17 protein-coding genes are annotated in these 17419 nt (G+C 70.4%); 11 read left to right on the top strand and 6 right to left on the bottom strand.

Features of this window, described 5'->3' with window-relative positions; translation table 11 throughout:
* Positions 1-233: 233 nt before the first annotated feature.
* A complete protein-coding gene (locus tag ACQPWZ_RS22410) occupies positions 234-1859 on the bottom strand; it encodes a beta-N-acetylhexosaminidase (RefSeq protein WP_433572231.1) in 1626 nt (541 codons plus the stop codon).
* Between the two features lie 68 nt (positions 1860-1927).
* On the opposite strand from ACQPWZ_RS22410, the gene ACQPWZ_RS22405 reads away from it, so the two are divergent.
* From ACQPWZ_RS22405 to ACQPWZ_RS22380, 6 genes are all read left to right on the top strand, one after another.
* Positions 1928-2641 (top strand): 2-oxo-4-hydroxy-4-carboxy-5-ureidoimidazoline decarboxylase, encoded by a 714-nt coding sequence (locus ACQPWZ_RS22405; protein WP_433572230.1) that lies wholly within the window; start codon positions 1928-1930, stop codon positions 2639-2641.
* A gap of 168 nt (positions 2642-2809) precedes the next feature.
* Positions 2810-3190: a succinate dehydrogenase, cytochrome b556 subunit gene (gene sdhC / locus ACQPWZ_RS22400; protein WP_313944544.1), complete on the top strand. Its 381-nt coding sequence runs from the start codon at positions 2810-2812 to the stop codon at positions 3188-3190.
* 8 nt (positions 3191-3198) lie between these two features.
* A complete protein-coding gene (locus tag ACQPWZ_RS22395) occupies positions 3199-3675 on the top strand; it encodes a succinate dehydrogenase hydrophobic membrane anchor subunit (RefSeq protein ID WP_340474917.1) in 477 nt (158 codons plus the stop codon).
* Positions 3676-3695: 20 nt separating this feature from the next.
* Complete coding sequence (gene sdhA, locus ACQPWZ_RS22390) at positions 3696-5450, top strand: succinate dehydrogenase flavoprotein subunit (protein WP_405572172.1); 1755 nt, start codon at positions 3696-3698, stop codon at positions 5448-5450.
* Positions 5450-6217 (top strand): succinate dehydrogenase iron-sulfur subunit, encoded by a 768-nt coding sequence (locus ACQPWZ_RS22385; RefSeq protein ID WP_340474915.1) that lies wholly within the window; start codon positions 5450-5452, stop codon positions 6215-6217. Before sdhA ends, ACQPWZ_RS22385 begins: the two co-directional genes overlap by 1 nt.
* A 165-nt stretch (positions 6218-6382) precedes the next feature.
* Positions 6383-6940: a hypothetical protein gene (locus ACQPWZ_RS22380; protein WP_340474914.1), complete on the top strand. Its 558-nt coding sequence runs from the start codon at positions 6383-6385 to the stop codon at positions 6938-6940.
* A 66-nt stretch (positions 6941-7006) separates the two neighbouring features.
* Here ACQPWZ_RS22380 and ACQPWZ_RS22375 read toward each other — a convergent pair whose 3' ends face one another.
* Together ACQPWZ_RS22375 and ACQPWZ_RS22370 are read right to left on the bottom strand one after the other, a co-directional pair.
* Positions 7007-7579, bottom strand: a complete 573-nt coding sequence (locus tag ACQPWZ_RS22375; protein ID WP_433572229.1) for an N-acetyltransferase family protein — start codon at positions 7577-7579, stop codon at positions 7007-7009.
* On the bottom strand, positions 7579-8961 hold the full coding sequence (locus tag ACQPWZ_RS22370; protein WP_433572228.1) for a VWA domain-containing protein: 1383 nt from the start codon (positions 8959-8961) through the stop codon (positions 7579-7581). The genes ACQPWZ_RS22375 and ACQPWZ_RS22370 overlap by 1 nt, the downstream gene beginning before the upstream one ends.
* Before the next feature lie 151 nt (positions 8962-9112).
* Here ACQPWZ_RS22370 and ACQPWZ_RS22365 point away from each other — a divergent pair, with 151 nt between their 5' ends.
* Genes ACQPWZ_RS22365 through ACQPWZ_RS22355 form a run of 3 tightly spaced genes read left to right on the top strand, consistent with a single transcriptional unit; the run spans position 9113 to position 10685 of the window.
* Complete coding sequence (locus ACQPWZ_RS22365; RefSeq protein ID WP_383233533.1) at positions 9113-9556, top strand: hypothetical protein; 444 nt, start codon at positions 9113-9115, stop codon at positions 9554-9556.
* Between the two features lie 5 nt (positions 9557-9561).
* The gene (locus tag ACQPWZ_RS22360; protein WP_340474908.1) at positions 9562-9972 is read left to right on the top strand and encodes a thiol-disulfide oxidoreductase DCC family protein; all 411 of its coding nucleotides are present in this window, start codon (positions 9562-9564) and stop codon (positions 9970-9972) included.
* Positions 9973-9983: 11 nt separating this feature from the next.
* A complete protein-coding gene (locus ACQPWZ_RS22355) occupies positions 9984-10685 on the top strand; it encodes a TetR/AcrR family transcriptional regulator (RefSeq protein ID WP_433572227.1) in 702 nt (233 codons plus the stop codon).
* Between the two features lie 73 nt (positions 10686-10758).
* Here the strand turns inward: ACQPWZ_RS22355 and ACQPWZ_RS22350 are convergent, their stop codons facing one another.
* Complete coding sequence (locus ACQPWZ_RS22350; RefSeq protein WP_433573850.1) at positions 10759-13230, bottom strand: MMPL family transporter; 2472 nt, start codon at positions 13228-13230, stop codon at positions 10759-10761.
* A 159-nt stretch (positions 13231-13389) separates the two neighbouring features.
* Here ACQPWZ_RS22350 and ACQPWZ_RS22345 point away from each other — a divergent pair, with 159 nt between their 5' ends.
* Positions 13390-14076: a response regulator transcription factor gene (locus ACQPWZ_RS22345; RefSeq protein ID WP_313944554.1), complete on the top strand. Its 687-nt coding sequence runs from the start codon at positions 13390-13392 to the stop codon at positions 14074-14076.
* The gene (locus ACQPWZ_RS22340) at positions 14073-15713 is read left to right on the top strand and encodes a sensor histidine kinase (RefSeq protein ID WP_433572226.1); all 1641 of its coding nucleotides are present in this window, start codon (positions 14073-14075) and stop codon (positions 15711-15713) included. Before ACQPWZ_RS22345 ends, ACQPWZ_RS22340 begins: the two co-directional genes overlap by 4 nt.
* A gap of 9 nt (positions 15714-15722) precedes the next feature.
* On the opposite strand, the gene ACQPWZ_RS22335 is transcribed toward ACQPWZ_RS22340, so the two are convergent.
* Positions 15723-17045 carry a metallophosphoesterase gene (locus ACQPWZ_RS22335; RefSeq protein WP_433572225.1) on the bottom strand — a complete coding sequence of 441 codons (1323 nt, stop codon included), beginning with the start codon at positions 17043-17045 and terminating at the stop codon, positions 15723-15725.
* Between the two features lie 11 nt (positions 17046-17056).
* Positions 17057-17308, bottom strand: coding sequence for an SCO4848 family membrane protein (locus ACQPWZ_RS22330; RefSeq protein ID WP_340474902.1), 252 nt, complete (start codon positions 17306-17308; stop codon positions 17057-17059).
* Positions 17309-17419: the final 111 nt, after the last annotated feature.

The following is a 17419-nucleotide window of genomic DNA, read 5'->3' as shown; positions in this document are numbered from 1 at the left end:
GTCATGAGCGGCTCTGACGCACCCACCATCAATTCCGCGCCACTCGCACACATTTGCGCCACACCTCTGTTACATTCTGCGCACCCGGAACTCGGCTTGCAGGGCGCCCGGTTGGGCCCGCGGGGAGGCCGGGGACCGTGGTGTGGGCCCGCACACCCCCGGGCGGGCCCACACCGCGACGGACCCCGTCACGGACAGCGCGACACAGCGACCGGCGCCGCGGTCGTTCCGGCTCAGCCGAGCCGGTTCGCCAGGTTCTGGAAGTCGGCCCAGCTCGCCGTCGGAGCGCCCGGCACCCACAGTTTCTGCGCCGTCGCCCGCAGGGGCATCCGGATACCGCTCGCGACCTGGTCCTGCGTCTGCGCCTGTGCGAGATCGCACCAGATGGCGAACTGGCCGCCGACGATCTGCTTCGAGTACTTCTCCGGCACCGGCTCGGTGCCGCGGAGCACGAACGGCGTCCACTGCTCGTAGATCCGCCGGCCCGTCGGGTAGGTGAAGTCGTTGGGCTCGCCGAGCACGTAGTACATGTACTCGTCGTTGAGGTTCAGGAGCTTGCGGCCCTCGGCCAGATACTCCTCGGGCGGCCGCGCACCGATCTCCTTGCCGGTCCAGTACGCGACCTCGACGTCCTTGTCCACGGAGACGGACCCGCCCCGGAAGAAGCCGTCGTTCCAGGCCTTGGGCTGGAGGCCGAGCGGCCGGACGACCGCCGCGCGGTCGTTCACCCAGTCCGTCGCCAGGTCCTGGACCCGGCCCTCGGGGCCGTACCGCTCCCGGGCCAGCGCCGCGAGCTGCGGGAAGGACGCCTCCGGGTTCTCGCGCACGAGGGCCTGGTACTCGTCACCGCCCAGATGCCAGAACCTGCCGCCGAAGAGATCGGCGTACTCGCGCAGCAGCTCGTCCACGATCCGCGCCGACTCCGGGTTCCCGATGTCGATCGCCCCGCGTACCGTCCGGCCGCCCACGTCCCTCAGCTGGAGCTGGGGATACGCCTCCAGCACCGCGCCCAGATGTCCCGGTGAGTCGATCTCGGGCACGACCTGGATGTGCAGCGAGGACGCCAGCGCGAGGATCTTCCTGACCTGGTCCTTGGTGAGGTGCTCCTGCGAGACGATCTCGGGGTGGGTGTCCGACTCGATACGGAATCCCTGGTCGTCCGAGAAGTGCAGGCCCAGCTGGTTCAGCTTGAGGTCGGCCATCTCCCGCAGCCGGTCCTCGATCCAGCCGGCGGTGAAGCTCTTGCGGGCGATGTCCACCATCAGTCCGCGCTGCGGACGGTCGGGGCGGTCCTGGACGAGCCCTTCCGGCATCACACCGCCGGAGCGGACCGCCTGCTTGAGGGTGCGGGTGCCGTAGAAGACGCCGGACTGGTCCGGCCCGGATATGCGGACCTTTCCGCCGCCGGTCCGGACGGTGTACGACTCCGCGCCGCCCGCCTGCGAGGGGGCCAGTACCAGTTCGACATCGGCGGGGCCTGCGGCGACGGCTCCGCGGTAGGCGATCTTCAGCTCGCCGGCCAGCAGCCTGGCCTCGTCGGCCAGCGCCTCGCTGCCCTTCGCGACGACGATCCCGGCGGCAGGTCCGGGCTTCCAGCCCGGGCCACGGGCGGCGTCGTGCTGCCGTACGGAGGGGATGGTCGCGGGCGCCGTGGAGAGAGGGTACGACCGGGACGGCGAGGGAGTGGGCGCGGCGCCCGGCGGCTGGGGTTTCGCCCGGGCACCACCGTCACCGCCCGTATCGGCGGAGTCGTCACTGGAACAGCCGGTCACGGTCATCGACAGGGCCGCGGCCACGGCGACCATGACGCCGGCGGTCCGGGCGCGCCCAGGGTGCACTATCACTCGGATACCTCCCATATGCAGCGTAACCACGGCGAAGCACCCCCTGCATCGTCCATCACATGAGCTGAAACTCTCCCGTCCGGGTGAAAATCGCGCATCCGTCGGACAGCTCCTCGCACGCGTCGATAGCGTTACGACTCATCCACCCCTCCCTTCCCAGCGGTCCCGCTGTCCTGTTCGAGGAGCCCACGCTGTCCAGCGAATCCCACGCCGGCCTCCCGAAGCGACCGCCGACACTCCACCACACTCTTGGCGCGCTCGCCGCTTCTGCCATACGGTCCCCGCTGCCCGGCCAACGGAGCGGCACACCCGGCCTGGAGCACTTCAACACCGCGCCCGAGAGCGCCGCCGTCGCCACCCTGCTCGCCTGCTGCGCCAGTCGGCGCTGGGCCCAGCGGATGGCCGCCCACCGCCCCTACCCCGATCTGGCGTCCCTGCTCGCCGCGGCCGACGAGGCCGGCTACGACCTGCGGCCCTCCGACGTGACCGAGGCCCTCGCCGACGAGTGCTCCGCCGGGCTGCACCCGGGCGCGCCCCAGGCCGCGCACACCGCGCTCGCCGCCGGACACGCCGCGTACGAGAGCCGTTTCGGCCACGCCTTCGTGATCTGCCTCGACGCCTACGGTCCCGACGAGTATCTGGACCACCTGCTGGCCGGCATCCGCACCCGTCTGACGCACGAACCGGACGAGGAGCGTGCCGTCGCCGCCGAGGAGCTGCGCGGCCTCGCGCGCTCCCGACTGACACATGTAGTGGCCAACCATCCTGAATCAGACGTCGCAGGGGCTTCCCGGTAGCCCGTACGAGGCTGTTTGATTGCCTGTTTGATCACACCGGCCGACCCCGGGCGAACGAACCGACAAGTCGTCGCTACGATGGCCAGGGCCGGTGGACCGTACCCGGCCGGGCCAGACCGACAACCCCAAGCCGGCAGGCCCCAATCCCCGCTCCCGGAGGGTTCTTCCGTGCCGGCTGGAACGCTGTACCGCGGCCGGGAAGGAATGTGGTCATGGGTGGCTCATCGAGTCACCGGCGTCCTCATCTTCTTCTTCCTGTTCGTACACGTGCTGGACACCGCTCTCGTCCGCGTCTCGCCCGAGGCGTACGACGACGTGGTTGCCACGTACAAGACACCTATCGTCGCGCTGCTCGAATACGGCCTCGTGGCCGCGATTCTCTTCCATGCGCTGAACGGGCTGCGTGTCATCGCCGTGGACTTCTGGTCCAAGGGCCCGCGCTACCAGAAGCAGATGCTCTGGAGCGTGATGGCCATCTGGTTCGTGCTGATGGTGGGTGCCCTGTACCCGGTGCTCGGCCACGCCGTTCGTGAAGTCTTCGGGAGCTGACGCCAGACATGTCCGCTGACACCTCTTCCACGATCGGCCCCGTCGAGGGCGAGAGCCTCTACAGCGCCGACAACCCGGCGCCGTACATCGAGGCGCCGCGCCGGCGCACGACCCGCACCCCGAGCTCCACCCGCGGCAACTTCGAGATGGCCGCCTGGCTCTTCATGCGTCTGTCCGGCGTCGTGCTGGTCGTCCTGGTCATCGGCCACCTCCTGATCCAGCTGGTGCTGGACGGCGGCGTCTCCAAGATCGGCTTCGCCTTCGTGGCCGGCCGCTGGGCGTCCCCGTTCTGGCAGGTCTGGGATCTGCTGATGCTGTGGCTCGCCATGCTGCACGGCGCCAACGGCCTGCGTACCGTCATCAATGACTACGCCGAACGCCCGAACACGCGTCTGTGGCTCAAGGGCCTGCTGTACACCGCCACGGTGTTCACCATCCTTCTGGGCACGCTGGTGATCTTCACCTTCGACCCGAACATCCGCTAAAGCCGGGGCTGACGAGACCAATGAAGATCCACAAGTACGACACCGTCATCGTCGGCGCCGGCGGCGCCGGAATGCGCGCGGCCATCGAGTCGACCAAGCGCAGCCGCACCGCCGTGCTGACCAAGCTCTACCCGACCCGCTCCCACACGGGCGCCGCGCAGGGCGGCATGGCCGCCGCGCTCGCCAACGTGGAAGAGGACAACTGGGAGTGGCACACCTTCGACACGGTCAAGGGCGGTGACTACCTGGTCGACCAGGACGCCGCCGAGATCCTGGCGAAGGAGGCCATCGACGCGGTCCTCGACCTGGAGAAGATGGGCCTGCCGTTCAACCGGACCCCGAACGGCACCATCGACCAGCGGCGCTTCGGCGGCCACTCGCGCAACCACGGCGAGGCCCCGGTCCGCCGGTCCTGCTACGCCGCGGACCGCACCGGTCACATGATCCTCCAGACGCTGTACCAGAACTGCGTCAAGGAGGGCGTGGAGTTCTTCAACGAGTTCTACGTCCTGGACCAGCTGATCACCGAGGTGGACGGCGTCAAGAGGTCGGCCGGTGTGGTCGCCTACGAGCTGGCCACCGGCGAGATCCACATCTTCCAGGCGAAGTCCGTGATCTACGCCTCCGGCGGCACCGGCAAGTTCTTCAAGGTGACCTCCAACGCGCACACCCTCACCGGTGACGGCCAGGCGGCCTGCTACCGGCGCGGTCTGCCGCTGGAGGACATGGAGTTCTTCCAGTTCCACCCGACGGGCATCTGGCGCATGGGCATCCTGCTGACGGAGGGCGCCCGCGGTGAGGGCGGCATCCTCCGCAACAAGGACGGCGAGCGCTTCATGGAGAAGTACGCGCCCGTCATGAAGGACCTCGCCTCGCGTGACGTCGTCTCGCGCTCGATCTACACCGAGATCCGGGAAGGGCGCGGGTGTGGTCCCGAGGGCGACCACGTCTACCTGGACCTGACCCACCTGCCGCCGGAGCAGCTGGACGCCAAGCTCCCGGACATCACCGAGTTCGCGCGGACCTACCTCGGTATCGAGCCCTACACGGACCCGATCCCGATCCAGCCGACCGCGCACTACGCCATGGGCGGCATCCCGACCAACGTCCAGGGTGAGGTCCTCGCGGACAACACCACGGTCGTCCCGGGTCTGTACGCCGCCGGCGAGGTCGCCTGTGTCTCCGTGCACGGCGCCAACCGCCTCGGCACCAACTCGCTGCTCGACATCAATGTCTTCGGCAAGCGCTCGGGCATCGCCGCCGCGGAGTACTCCGCCAAGAACGACTTCGTCGAGCTCCCGGAGAACCCGGCCTCGCTCGTCGAGGCCCAGGTCGAGCGGCTGCGCAACTCCACCGGCAACGAGCGGGTGGCGGACATCCGCCGCGAGCTGCAGGAGACCATGGACGCCAACGTCATGGTGTTCCGCACCGAGCAGACGATCAAGACCGCGGTCGAGAAGATCGGCGAGCTCCAGGCCCGCTACCGGAACGTGTCCATCCAGGACAAGGGCCGGCGCTTCAACACGGACCTGCTGGAAGCCGTCGAGCTGGGCAACCTGCTCGACCTGGCCGAGGTCATGGCCGTCTCGGCGCTGGCCCGCAAGGAGTCCCGCGGCGGTCACTACCGCGAGGACTACCCGAACCGCGACGACGTCAACTTCATGCGCCACACCATGGCGTACCGCGAGGTCGGCGACGACGGCTCCGAGACCGTCCGTCTCGACTACAAGCCGGTCGTCCAGACCCGCTACCAGCCGATGGAGCGTAAGTACTGATGGCTACCCCCACATTGGACAAGCTGGATGCGTTCGAGGCGGACTCCGCCTCGTCGCACCTCATCTCCGTCACGTTCCGGATCCGCCGCTTCAACCCCGAGGTGGCGGCGGACGCGGAGTGGCAGGACTTCCGGATCGACATCGATCCCAAGGAGCGTGTCCTCGACGCGCTGCACAAGATCAAGTGGGACGTCGACGGTTCGCTGACCTTCCGCCGCTCCTGCGCGCACGGCATCTGCGGCTCCGACGCGATGCGGATCAACGGCAAGAACAGGCTCGCCTGCAAGACGCTGATCAAGGACATCAACCCGGAGAAGCCCATCACGGTCGAGGCCATAAAGGGCCTGACGGTCCTCAAGGACCTGGTCGTGGACATGGAGCCGTTCTTCCAGGCGTACCGCGACGTGATGCCGTTCCTGATCACCAACGGCAACGAGCCGACGCGCGAGCGTCTGCAGACCGCCGAGGACCGCGAGCGCTTCGACGACACCACCAAGTGCATCCTGTGCGCCGCGTGCACGTCCTCGTGCCCGGTGTTCTGGAACGACGGCCAGTACTTCGGCCCGGCGGCGATCGTCAACGCGCACCGCTTCATCTTCGACTCGCGTGACGAGGCCGGGGAGCAGCGTCTGGAGATCCTCAACGACAAGGACGGCGTGTGGCGTTGCCGCACCACGTTCAACTGCACGGACGCCTGCCCGCGCGGTATCGAGGTCACCAAGGCGATCCAGGAAGTGAAGCGGGCGCTCATCACGCGCCGCTTCTGACCCACGGGCCGCACCGGTCGCGCCGGTTGCACCGATTCGGTACGAAGGGCCCCGCATCCCGCCCGGGACGCGGGGCCCTTCGCCGTACGGGCTTCACCGAGCGCGGCGATACCTGGCAGGATCGTGGGACGTCTGACATGAAGCTCGAAAGCGGGGACGAGACATATGAGCGAGCCCAATCCGTACGCAGCGGACGGAGAGCCCGAGTACAAGTGGGGCCCGACGCAGCCGCCGGGGACGCCGGCCTACGGCTACCCCAACGCCGCACCCGGGTACGGCTATCCGGGCCCGCACCCCGGCCCGAACGACACCCCGGCCTACTCGCAGACGCAGCCCGCGGGTGTCCCGGTGCCGGTCAACCCTGTTCCGATGGGCGGCACGCCGCTGGTCTCGATCGGTGACATCACGGTGATGGGCGACTCGATCGTCACCCCGGCGGGCACGCTGCCGCTGCGGGGTGCGGTGTGGAACGCGACGGACATGTCCCGTACCGAGGAGAAGATGCCGACGCACGCGATCGTGCTGGCGATCGTGTTCTTCATCTTCTGTCTGCTGGGTCTGCTCTTCCTCCTGATGAAGGAGAAGACGACGACGGGCTTCATCCAGGTCACCGTGACGAGCGCGGGCAAGCACCACTCGACGATGATCCCGGCGCAGCACCCGGGCACGTTCCAGCAGGTGATGGGCCAGATCAACTACGCGCGGTCGCTGAGCAGCATGTAGTGCTCCGCACCGGGGTGGTCATCGGCGGGGGCCGGTGACCACCGGGCGGGTCCATGACGGAGCGGATCACGTCAGTTGACGCCGCATCACCGGGCGCTTCGGGCTGCGCCGGGCCACCTCGCTGAAGCCCTCGGCGGTCAGCAGCGAGACCAGGCCGTGGAAAGCCTCGTCGGCTCCCACCGGGCCCATCGTGTCGTCCACGGGGTAGGCCTCCACCGTCCGCGCACCATTGTCCCGGGCGAACGATACGGCCCCGCGGACCAGTTCGCGTGCCACGCCCGTGCCGCGGTGCTCCTTGCCGACGTACAGACAGACCATCGCCCACACCGGGACGTCGTCGACCGGTTTGCTGACCGGGGAGCGGTCGAGGCGCGAGTACTCCGTACGCGGTGCGACGGAGACCCAGCCGACGGGGGTGCGGTCCCGGCGGGCGACCAGGCCGGGACGGCGGCCGTCGTCGACGAGGGCGCGCAGTGCACGGCGGTTGCCCTCGCCCCACTCGGTCTCGCGGCGCTCCTGCGGGGTCTGCCGGAAGAACATGCACCAGCAGCCCTTGACCGAGCCGCGTGCGCTCAGGAGTTCTTCCACGTCGGGCCAGTCGGCGGCGGCCGCGGGCCGGACGGTGATCGTGTGGTCCATCAGCCGATGATGCCCGCCCGGCGGGCCGCCGTGAGCCAGGAGGGGAACTCGGTGAGCAGCCTGTCGTACAGCTCGGGGTCGGAGACGACCGCGATGTCGTCGACGGCGAAGAAGCCGACGTTGTCGACACGGCGGCCGGGGAGGGTGTCGAACCGTTCCAGGACCCCGTAGTCGGACTTTCCGAGGCCGACGAACTGCCAGAAGACGGGCTCCTCGACGGCCGCCCGCAGCTCACGCTCGATCTCGGCGTTGCGGTAGACCCCGCCGTCCGAGAAGAACAGCACGAGTGTCGGAGCCTGGGCGGGGTTCGCCCGGACATAGTCCCTGACCTCGGCGATGACCTTCTGTTCCTCGTTCTGGATGCCGACCAGCCGCATGTCGACCTGCCCCGGCCGCATGCCCTTCTTCGGCTTCTTCGGGCGGCCGAACAGGCTCATCTCACCGCCCCGGACATGCAGTTGGAGCCACTGAGGCAGACCGGCGACGGTCAGGTCGGGGAGCCTGGCCGGGTGGGTGGCGAACGTCCACGCCTGCATCTCGCCGTCGTCGTCGAGCTGAGCCGCGACGGCGGCCATCCGCTCCACCACGTCGGCGACGACGCCCCGGGAGTACAGCATCGCCATGGAGCCGGAGGCGTCCAGCACCAGGATCACCCGCGCGGTGGCGCCGGCCGCGCCGTGCTTGCTCAGGCTGACGGCGACCTGCTGCTTGCGCAGGGACAGCCGCTTGCGCATGTCGACGGGGAGTTGCTCCTCGCCCCTGTCCGCCCGGACGGCCTGCGGGAGGGTGGGCGGCGGTGCGGCGACAGGCGCCGGCGGGACGGGAGCCTGCGGAGCATGCGCCTGGGGGACGGGCGCGGGCGCGTCGTCCACGGTGATGCCGTAGTCGGTGGCCAGCCCCGCCAGTCCGGCCGCGTAACCCTGGCCCACCGCCCGGAACTTCCACGCTCCGGCCCGCCGGTAGAGCTCTCCGGCGACCAGGGCCGTCTCCGCCCCGGCCGTGATGTCGAACCGCGCCAGCTCGCTGCCGCTCGCCGCGTCGAGCAGCAGCAGCCGCAGTCCGCGCAACTGGCCGAAGGTACCGCCGTCGGCCGATGCGCTGAGCACGACGCGGTCGACGCAGGCTTCGAGTGACGAGAGGTCGACCTCGACGGTGTCGGTCCCGTCCCGCTTGCCCTGGTGCCGCACGGCGCCGGAGGAGTGCCGTGGCTGGTTGTAGAAGACGAAGTCCCCGTCGTCGCGCACGCGTCCGCCCTCGGTGAGGAGCAGCGCGGAGGCGTCGGGGTCGGGTGTCCCCGCCCCCGGGGTCCAGCTGAGCACGGCGCGGACAGCGACAGCGGCGACCGGGATGTTGGCGCCCTTGCTGAGAGGTACGGATGCCATCCGGACAGTGTGGCGGGTCGAAGGGCGCCGCGGCGACACCTGCGTCCGACGTACGTCTCCGCCGAGGCGGCGCACTCGCTTGAACATGTTCAAAAACAGGTCTACAGTCCTTCCTGTCCAGCCTTTTGAACACGTTCAAGGAGGGGTGGGGATGGACCTCACTGTTGTCGCGTACATCGTCTATCTGCTGATCAGCGTCGCGCTCACCGTCTGGGTGGCCCGCACACTGAGCCGGAACGGACGGATCTTCCTGGCCGACGTACTGCACGGGAACGAGAAGCTCGCCGATGCCGTGAACCACCTGCTGGTGGTCGGCTTCTACCTGGTGAACCTGGGCTTCGTCGCCCTCTACCTCAAGGCCGCCGACGCGGTGGCCGACGCCCGCGGACTCTTCGAGGCCCTCTCGGTGAAGATCGGCGTCGTGCTCCTCGTCCTCGGCGTGATGCACCTCGGAAACGTCTACGTCCTCAACAAGATCCGCCGGCGCGGGATCATGGAGCGCGAGCAGGTGCCGCCGGTGCCGCCGCAGGGCTGGACCGGTCCCGCCGACAGGGGGCCGTGGGCCGCACCCGCCGCCGGTCCCGCCGGAGCGTGAGCGCCATGGGGGTCCCGGTCCGGAGACTGACCGTCCTGTACGACGCCCAGTGCTCCCTCTGCGTCCATCTGCGGCACTGGCTCCAGCGTCAGCGCCAGCTCGTACCGCTGGACCTCGTGCCCGCCGGGTCGCACGAGGCCCGGCGCCGGTACCCGGGGATCGACCACGAACGCACCCGCCGGGAGATCACCGTCCTGGGTGACCGGGGGCAGGTCTTCACGGGGGCCGGGGCCTGGATCGTGTGCCTGTGGGCACTGGCCGAGCACCGGCCGAAGGCCCACTGGCTGGCCACTCCGGCCGGCGCCCCCTTCGTACGCGTCACGATGCTCGCCGCGGCCAAGTACCGCGAGGCCACCGGCTCAGGCACACCCGCCGGTACGCAGGCCTGCGACGACCGGTGCTCCGTCCCCGGTTAGGCTCGGACACCGTGACTGAAGTGAAGGCCCCCAAGAGCGAGCAGACCCGCACGCTCATCCTCGAAACCGCGCTCCGGCTCTTCCAGGAGCGCGGTTACGACAAGACGACCATGCGGGCCATCGCCAAGGAGGCCGGGGTCTCCGTGGGGAACGCGTACTACTACTTCTCCTCCAAGGAGCACCTCGTCCAGGGGTTCTACGACCGGATCGCGGCCGAGCACCAGGCGGCGGTCCGGCCCGTGCTGGACAGCGAGACCGATCTGGAGGCCCGGCTCGCGGGGGTGCTCACCGCCTGGCTGGACATCGCGGCGCCGTACCACGAGTTCGCCGCGCAGTTCTTCAAGAACGCCGCCGACCCGGAGAGCCCGCTGAGCCCCTTCTCCCCCGAGTCGGAGCATGCGCGGGAGTCGGCCATCGCGGTCCACCGCGAGGTGCTCGCCGGGTCGAAGGCGAAGGTGGCCGACGAACTGGTCGACATCCTGCCCGAGTTGATGTGGCTGTCGCAGATGGGCCTGGTCCTGTACTGGGTCTTCGACCGTTCCGAGGGCCGCGAGCGCAGCAGGCGGCTGGCCGAACGCGGGGCGCGGCTGACCACCCGCGGTGTCGCGCTCGCCCGCTTCCGGGTGCTGCGGCCCCTCGTACGGGAGGTGCACGAGCTGTTCACGGACTTCCTGCCGGGGATGGCGGAGACGGTCGCCGCCCGCAAGCGGTAGCGCGAACAGGGCGAACACCCCGGCCGGAGCCGGGGTGTTCGTACGACCGCCGGGAGTGGGTGCCGGGTCCGCCTCAGCGGCTCGCTCCCACCTCGCTCAGCACCACGTCGTGGACCAGCGCATCGCCGCCGATCATGATGTGGCGCGCCCAGGGTTCGTGCGCACCCGCCGTCACGGCCAGCAGATACGCGCCGCCCGACGGTGCGGACAGGATGTACGAGCCGTCGGCCAGGGACGTGACCCGGTCGACCTGGCGTCCTCCCGTCGAGACGAGGGTGAGCACCACGTCCGCGACGGGTTCGCCGTCCGGTGCACGGACGAATCCGTACACGACCGACCCGGCCTCCTCCACCGGCGCCCCGGCTCGGGGACCGGGCACGGCGGATTCCGTCGCCCGGCCTTCCGCGTGGACCGGGCCGGGCTCCTGAGCCTCCTCCTTGGGTTCCACCGCGAGATGGGGCAGCCGCTTCTCCAGGCCCGCGGGCAGCCACCAGTTGGAGCGTCCGAGCAGATGCATCGCGGCCGGGACCAGCGCGGTGCGCAGGATGAACGCGTCCAGTGCCACGGCCGCCGCCAGCCCGATGCCGGCCATGGCGCCCTCCATGTCGCCGCTGAGGACGAAGGCGCTGAAGACGCAGATCATGATCAGGGCGGCGCAGTTGATGACCCGGCTGGTCTCTGCGAGACCCACGCGTACGGCCCGTGCGTTGTCCTTCGTGTGCACCCATTCCTCGTGCATCCGGCTCACCAGGAACACCTGGTAGTCCATCGAGAGGCCGAAGAGCAGGGACAACATGATGACCGGCAGGAACGCGGTGATCGGGCCCTCCTTGCCGACGCCGAGTGCCTCCGCTCCCCAGCCCCACTGGAAGACGGCGACCAGGACGCCGAAGGACGCGGCGGCGGCGATCAGGTTCATCACGGCGGCGGTGAGCGGGACGACCAGCGAGCGGAAGGCGATGAGCAGCAGCAGGAAGCCCAGCGCGATGATCGCCCCGATGAAATAGGGCAGCCGGTCGCCGGTCACGGCGGCGAAGTCCTTGAAGACCGCGGTGACTCCGCCGACATGGACCGTCTCACCGGACTGCGGGACGACCTCGTCGCGCAGGGTGTCGATCAGCCGGTCCGTCGCCTCGGACTGCGGTGAGGTCGTCGGTACGACGTTGATCACGCTCACGTCGGAGCCGGGCGGCGAGGGCATCGCGGCCACCTGGGCGACCCCCTCCGTGGCGCGCACCCGCTCCACGAGCGCCTGGACCGCGGCCGGTGCGGCGTCCTCGGTCACCAGCTGGAGCGGGCCGTTGAAGCCGGGGCCGAAGCCCTCGGCGAGCAGGTCGTACGCCTGCCGGGTGGTGGTGTCCTCCCGGTGGTTTCCCTGGTCGGTCGCGCCGAGGCGGAGCGACAGCACCGGGACGGCGAGCGCGGCCATCACGACGACCGCGACCAGCGCGATGGACTTCGGGCGCTTCTGCACGGTCACGGACCAGCGGGCGGCCGCGCCGCGGGCCTCGACCGGCTCGGGCCCCTCGGCCGCGAGCCGCCGGCGCTGCCGCCGGCTCAGCACCCGCTTGCCCAGCACGCCGAGCAGGGCCGGCAGCAGCGTCACCGCGGCCAGCACACTGAGGACGACCGTGAGCGAGGTGGCGATCACGACACCGTCGAGGAAGCGCATGTTCATCACGAGCATGCCGGCCAGCGCGATACAGACCGTGCCGCCCGCGAACAGCACCGCGCGGCCCGAGGTGTTGAGCGCGATGACCGCCGCTTCCTCGGGTTCCATGCCCCGCAGCACACCCTTGCGGTGGCGCGTGACGATGAACAGCGCGTAGTCGATGCCGACTCCGAGGCCGATCAACGACCCGAGGAGCGGCGCCACTTCGGGTACGTCCGTGGCATGGCTGAGCAGCATCGTCGACAGCATCCCGGTGCCGACGCCGAACACGGCCACGACCAGCGGGAGCGACATCGCGAACAGGGAGCCGAAAGCGAGGAACAGGACGACCGCGGCGGCGCCGAGGCCGACGAGTTCGGCCGTGCCGGTCGGCGGTTCCTGGATCCGGGTGATCGCCTGTCCGCCGAGTTCGACCTGGAGGCCGTCCCGCCGGGCCTCACCCGCGGTGTCGACGACGTCCTGGACCAGCTCCTTCGGTACGGCGTTGGCCTGTTCGGCGAAGGTGACCTGCGCGTAGGCCGTCCGCCCGTCCTCGCTGATCTGGGCCGCGCCCGCCTCGGTGTACGGGCTCGCGACCTCGCCGACCCCCTTCATGCCCGCGATCTCCTCGAGCGCGGGGGCGAGCCGCTCCCGTACCGCCGCATCGCGCACCGAACCCTCGGGGACCCGCCACACCACGGTGTTGGGGTCGCCGGAACGCTGTGGGAAGGCCTCCACCATCAGGTCGAGTGCCTGCTTGGAGTCGGTGTCCGGGAGGCTGAAGTTGTCGGAGTAGTCGGTGCCCGCCGTGCTGCCGGCCGCCCCCAGGCCGAACAGCACACCCACCCACAGCACCACGACCACCAGCCGGTGCCGGTAGCACCACCGCGCCAATGCCGCCACGATCTCTGCCCCTTCGTCGATCCGTCTCCCCCGGGCCGGACTTCAGAATCGACCGCGGACCCGGTCCGTGGTGCGGCGCGGCCATGACTCTCAAGGAACTCCAAGACAACGGCCCGCCCCCCGCACGGGGTTCGCGCCGATACTGAGGTCATGGACCACGAGGGAGCGACCGTGCTGGTCGTCGAGGACGAGCCGAGCATCGCCGACGTCCTCGCCATCGCACTGCGTTACCACCGTTTTGAGGTGATTACGGCGGGAAGCGTACGGCAGGCGCGGCAGTCGGCCGGGCAGACGCGCCCCGATGTGGCGCTGCTCGATGTGATGCTTCCGGACGGTGACGGCCGGGTGCTGGCACGTGAGTTGCGTGAGCGGTACCCGGAGACGGCCGTCGTCTTCGTCACCGCGCGGGACGCCCCGGCGGAGATCGTGGGCGCCCTCGGCTACGGCGACGACTACATCACCAAGCCCTTCAACGTCGACGAGGTGGTGGCCCGGATCAGCGCCGTCCTGCGCCGCACCCGGCCCGCCGATGTACTGCCGGTGCGGCCGCCGCTGCGCTACGGGGACCTGGAACTGGACGACGCGACCTGCGCCGTACGCCGGGCGGGCCGCTCGGTGCAGCTCACCCCCACCGAGTACGCGCTGCTGCGCTTCCTCGTCCGCAACGGGGGCCGCATCGTCCCCAAGGACCAACTGCTGCGCCACGTCTGGCAGTACGAGCACCAGGCGGAGTCGACGGTGGTGGAGACCTACATCAGCTATCTGCGCCGCAAGCTCGACCCGCTCGGTCCGCCGCTGATCACCACCCGCCGGGGCATCGGATACGGACTCGCATGAGGCGCCTGCTGCGGGCGGGGGCCCGGCACACCCGGCGCCACGGGATCCACTCGCTGCGCGCCAAGCTCACGATCGTCAACGTCGCCCTGCTCGCCCTCGGCATAGCGGCCGCCACCGCCGTCAGTCTCATGGGCATGCGGCACTATCTGCTGGACCGGGTGGACACCGAACTGCTCGGCAGCCGCAATGCCTTGCAGCGCACCGGATTCACCCAGAAGGAGGTCGACTCGCTCAGCGCGATCAGCGCCCTCATGGAGGAGTTCGCCCCGGGGAACGGCGAGCGGAGCCCGCTCCCGGGCTCGGAGACGGTCTTCGTCGCGCTCGACTCACAGCACCGTCCCATCGCCCTGGCGAAGATCCCGCCGACACGTCGGCAGACCGAACTCGCCGATGCCGTCCGCGATCCGGTCTCCTACGCCGACTCCGCCGAGGTGCACGACGTGCGGGTGGGCGGCGATCCGCACCGCGCGGTCGGGTCCCGCCTCGCCGACGGCACGATCGTCCTGATGGCCACCGACACGGGAGCCGTGCACTCCGGCGTCAAGAAGGCGCTGAAACTCGATCTCGCCTTCGGCACCTTCCTGTTGGTGCTGCTCGCGCTGCTGACCATGCTCGGCGCGCAGCACAGGCTGCGGCCGCTGGAGGACATGGTGGAGACGGCCTCGGCGATCGCGGAGGGTGATCTGACCCGGCGGGTGCCCGCCGGACGCGATCCCGTCACCGAGACGGAACAGCTGAGGGTCGCCCTCAACTCCATGCTCCACCAGGTGGAATCGGCCTTCGAGACACGCGAGCACAGCGCCGCCCAGCTGCGCCGGTTCGTCGCCGACGCCTCGCACGAGCTGCGGACACCGCTCGCCGCGATCCGCGGCTATCTCCAGCTCTACGACAAGGGGATGCTGCGCGCACCCGCCGACCGGACCCGGGCGCTCGCCCGGATGACGGCCGAGGCCGACCGGATGGGCCGGCTCGTCGAGGAGCTGCTCACCCTGGCCCGGCTGGATCAGCAGCCGCGGCCGCGGATGTGCACGGTCGACGTGAGCCGGCTGGTGCGCGACGCGGCGGACGACCTGCGGGCCCAGCAGCCGCAGCGTCCGCTGACCGTGCGGGCCGCGGGATCGGTGACCGTGCGGGGCGACGAGGCGGGACTGCGTCAGGTCGCCGGCAACCTGCTGGCCAATGTGCGCGCCCACACGCCGGCCGACGCACCCGTCACGGTGGAGCTGACCCGGGAGGAGGGCGACGGGCGCGGGCCGGGCGCCGTGCGGCTGCGGGTCACGGACGAGGGACCGGGCATGGCGGCCGCGGACGCGGACCGTGTCTTCGACCGCTTCTTCCGGGCCGCGGGCGAGGCCGACTCGTCGCGGCGGCCGCCGGGCAGTGGTCTCGGCATGGCGATCGTGCAGGCGGTGGTCACCGCGCACGGCGGCGCGGTGACGGTGCGGACCGCGCCGGGCGAGGGTCTGACGGTGAACGTCGAACTCCCGGCGGCGGCACACGCGGCCACGCCCGCGCCCCGCTCGGCGGTGGAGCCGAGGGACGCGGGGGCGAAGGAGGCGGGAGAGGGCCGGGACCTCGCACCCGGTCAGGGCGCCGGGGCCGAACACGACGCCACGCACGGCACCGGGACCGGCTGAGCCCGGTGGCTACGCCTGTCGGGACGCGAGCTGGACGACCGTGATGTCGGAGGGCGCCCCGACGCGCACCGGCGGGCCCCAGGCACCCGCACCCCGGGTCACGTACAGCTGCGTGTCGCCGTAGCGCTCCAGCCCGGCGACGGTCGGATTGGCCAGCTCGGCCAGGTAGTTGCCGGGCCAGAGCTGGCCGCCGTGGGTGTGGCCGGAGAGCTGGAGGTCGACGCCGTGCTCGACGGCGTCGTGAATGACCACCGGCTGGTGCGCGAGGAGCACGGACGCGCGGCCGCGGTCCCGGTCGCCGAGCGCCTTCCCGAAGTCCGGGCCCTCGCCCTCGCTCTCGCCCGCGACGTCGTTGACCCCGGCGAGGTCGAAGCCCGCGATCTCGACGCGCTGGTTCTCCAGGGGCCGGAGCCCGAGTTCGCGGACGTGGTCGACCCACTCGCCGGCGCCGGAGAAGTACTCGTGGTTGCCGGTCACGAAGAAGGAGCCGTGCCGGGCCTTGAGCTGCGCGAGCGGTTCGGCGGCGGGGCCGAGGTCGGCCACGCTGCCGTCGACCAGGTCGCCGACGACGGCGACCAGATCGGGTGAGGTGCGGTTGATGGTGTCGACGATGCGCTGCGTGTGGGCCCGTCCGAGGACGGGGCCGAGGTGGATGTCGCTGACAACGGCGATCCTGAAGCCGTGGGCACTGCGGGGCAGCTTGGCCAGCGGCACGGTCACCCGGGTGACCCGCGGTCCGCGCAGTACTCCCTGCGTCCCGTAACCGACGGTCCCCAGAGCGGCCGCGGCGGCTCCACCGCCCACGACACGCGAGACGAACAGTCGCCGGGACACCTGCCGTTGCGCGGGCCCGGCGGGCTCATCCGCGGAGGTCCTCGCATCCGGTGCCGGTGCGTCAGCCGGAGGTCCGTTCGGCGCGGCGGTACCGGGATCCGGTGCCGGTGTCTCGGCGGCGCCCGCGGGGACGGTGTGCAGCGACGGCTCGGGCGCGGCCACGGCCGGCTCCGCCGGCGACGACGTGCCCAGGCGCAGCCACACGGCCCGTACGACCTCGCCCACCAGCAGCGCCAGCACCAGGTACAGCAGCACCGCCAGCCACAGATAGCCCGGCCACGCGAGGACGCTCTCCAGCCACAGCGGCGCCCCGGCGCGCCCCGACATCAGCGCGCCCAGGGACAGCAGCGGGAGCACCCACATCACGACGGTGCCGATACGGCGTGCACGGCCCCGGCCCGCGGTCGTGTCGCGCACGAGCCTGCTCCACACATAGCGGTGCACGCCCGCGAGCAGGGCGATCACCGCGATCGCCACCAGCACGAAGACCACGACCACGGACTGCTCCTCTATCCCTTGTGTGCCTCGCGCCGCAAAGCGCGGACACCACGCAACCCGATCACTCCGACGACCGTCCCCAGAAGCAAGGACGTCAAGGCGAGCAGCAGATGCACCCAGAAGTAACCCGTCGGGTCACCCGCGTCGTCGAAGGCGAGACCGCTGCCGTCCGCCCACAGGTTTTTGACGAAGGTGACCCAGATGAACCAGCTCCACACCCCGAAGGCGAGCAGGAACCAGGAGACGGGGCGGCTGAGCTTCATGCACCCAGTATCGCGGGCCTGGTCCGGCCGGGTTCTCCGGGGTGGGCTGTCCCGGCGGTCTTCTCGGCGCGCCTCCGGGACGATAAGCATATTTTCTGGAGCTCCCTGTAC

This window comes from Streptomyces sp. CA-251247 (genome assembly GCF_050952975.1).
In the GTDB taxonomy this organism is placed as follows: Bacteria; Actinomycetota; Actinomycetes; order Streptomycetales; family Streptomycetaceae; genus Streptomyces; species Streptomyces achmelvichensis.
This window is presented reverse-complemented; position numbering and strand designations above follow the sequence as displayed.

What these genes read in the sequence shown, in the direction of transcription:
- ACQPWZ_RS22410 (WP_433572231.1), bottom strand. Translation starts at nt 1,859, where the DNA reads ATGGGAGGTATCCGAGTGATAGTGCACCCTGGGCGCGCCCGGACCGCC.
- ACQPWZ_RS22395 (WP_340474917.1), top strand. Translation starts at nt 3,199, where the DNA reads ATGTCCGCTGACACCTCTTCCACGATCGGCCCCGTCGAGGGCGAGAGC.
- sdhA (WP_405572172.1), top strand. Translation starts at nt 3,696, where the DNA reads ATGAAGATCCACAAGTACGACACCGTCATCGTCGGCGCCGGCGGCGCC.
- ACQPWZ_RS22385 (WP_340474915.1), top strand. Translation starts at nt 5,450, where the DNA reads ATGGCTACCCCCACATTGGACAAGCTGGATGCGTTCGAGGCGGACTCC.
- ACQPWZ_RS22380 (WP_340474914.1), top strand. Translation starts at nt 6,383, where the DNA reads ATGAGCGAGCCCAATCCGTACGCAGCGGACGGAGAGCCCGAGTACAAG.
- ACQPWZ_RS22375 (WP_433572229.1), bottom strand. Translation starts at nt 7,579, where the DNA reads ATGGACCACACGATCACCGTCCGGCCCGCGGCCGCCGCCGACTGGCCC.
- ACQPWZ_RS22370 (WP_433572228.1), bottom strand. Translation starts at nt 8,961, where the DNA reads ATGGCATCCGTACCTCTCAGCAAGGGCGCCAACATCCCGGTCGCCGCT.
- ACQPWZ_RS22365 (WP_383233533.1), top strand. Translation starts at nt 9,113, where the DNA reads ATGGACCTCACTGTTGTCGCGTACATCGTCTATCTGCTGATCAGCGTC.
- ACQPWZ_RS22360 (WP_340474908.1), top strand. Translation starts at nt 9,562, where the DNA reads ATGGGGGTCCCGGTCCGGAGACTGACCGTCCTGTACGACGCCCAGTGC.
- ACQPWZ_RS22345 (WP_313944554.1), top strand. Translation starts at nt 13,390, where the DNA reads ATGGACCACGAGGGAGCGACCGTGCTGGTCGTCGAGGACGAGCCGAGC.
- ACQPWZ_RS22340 (WP_433572226.1), top strand. Translation starts at nt 14,073, where the DNA reads ATGAGGCGCCTGCTGCGGGCGGGGGCCCGGCACACCCGGCGCCACGGG.
- ACQPWZ_RS22330 (WP_340474902.1), bottom strand. Translation starts at nt 17,308, where the DNA reads ATGAAGCTCAGCCGCCCCGTCTCCTGGTTCCTGCTCGCCTTCGGGGTG.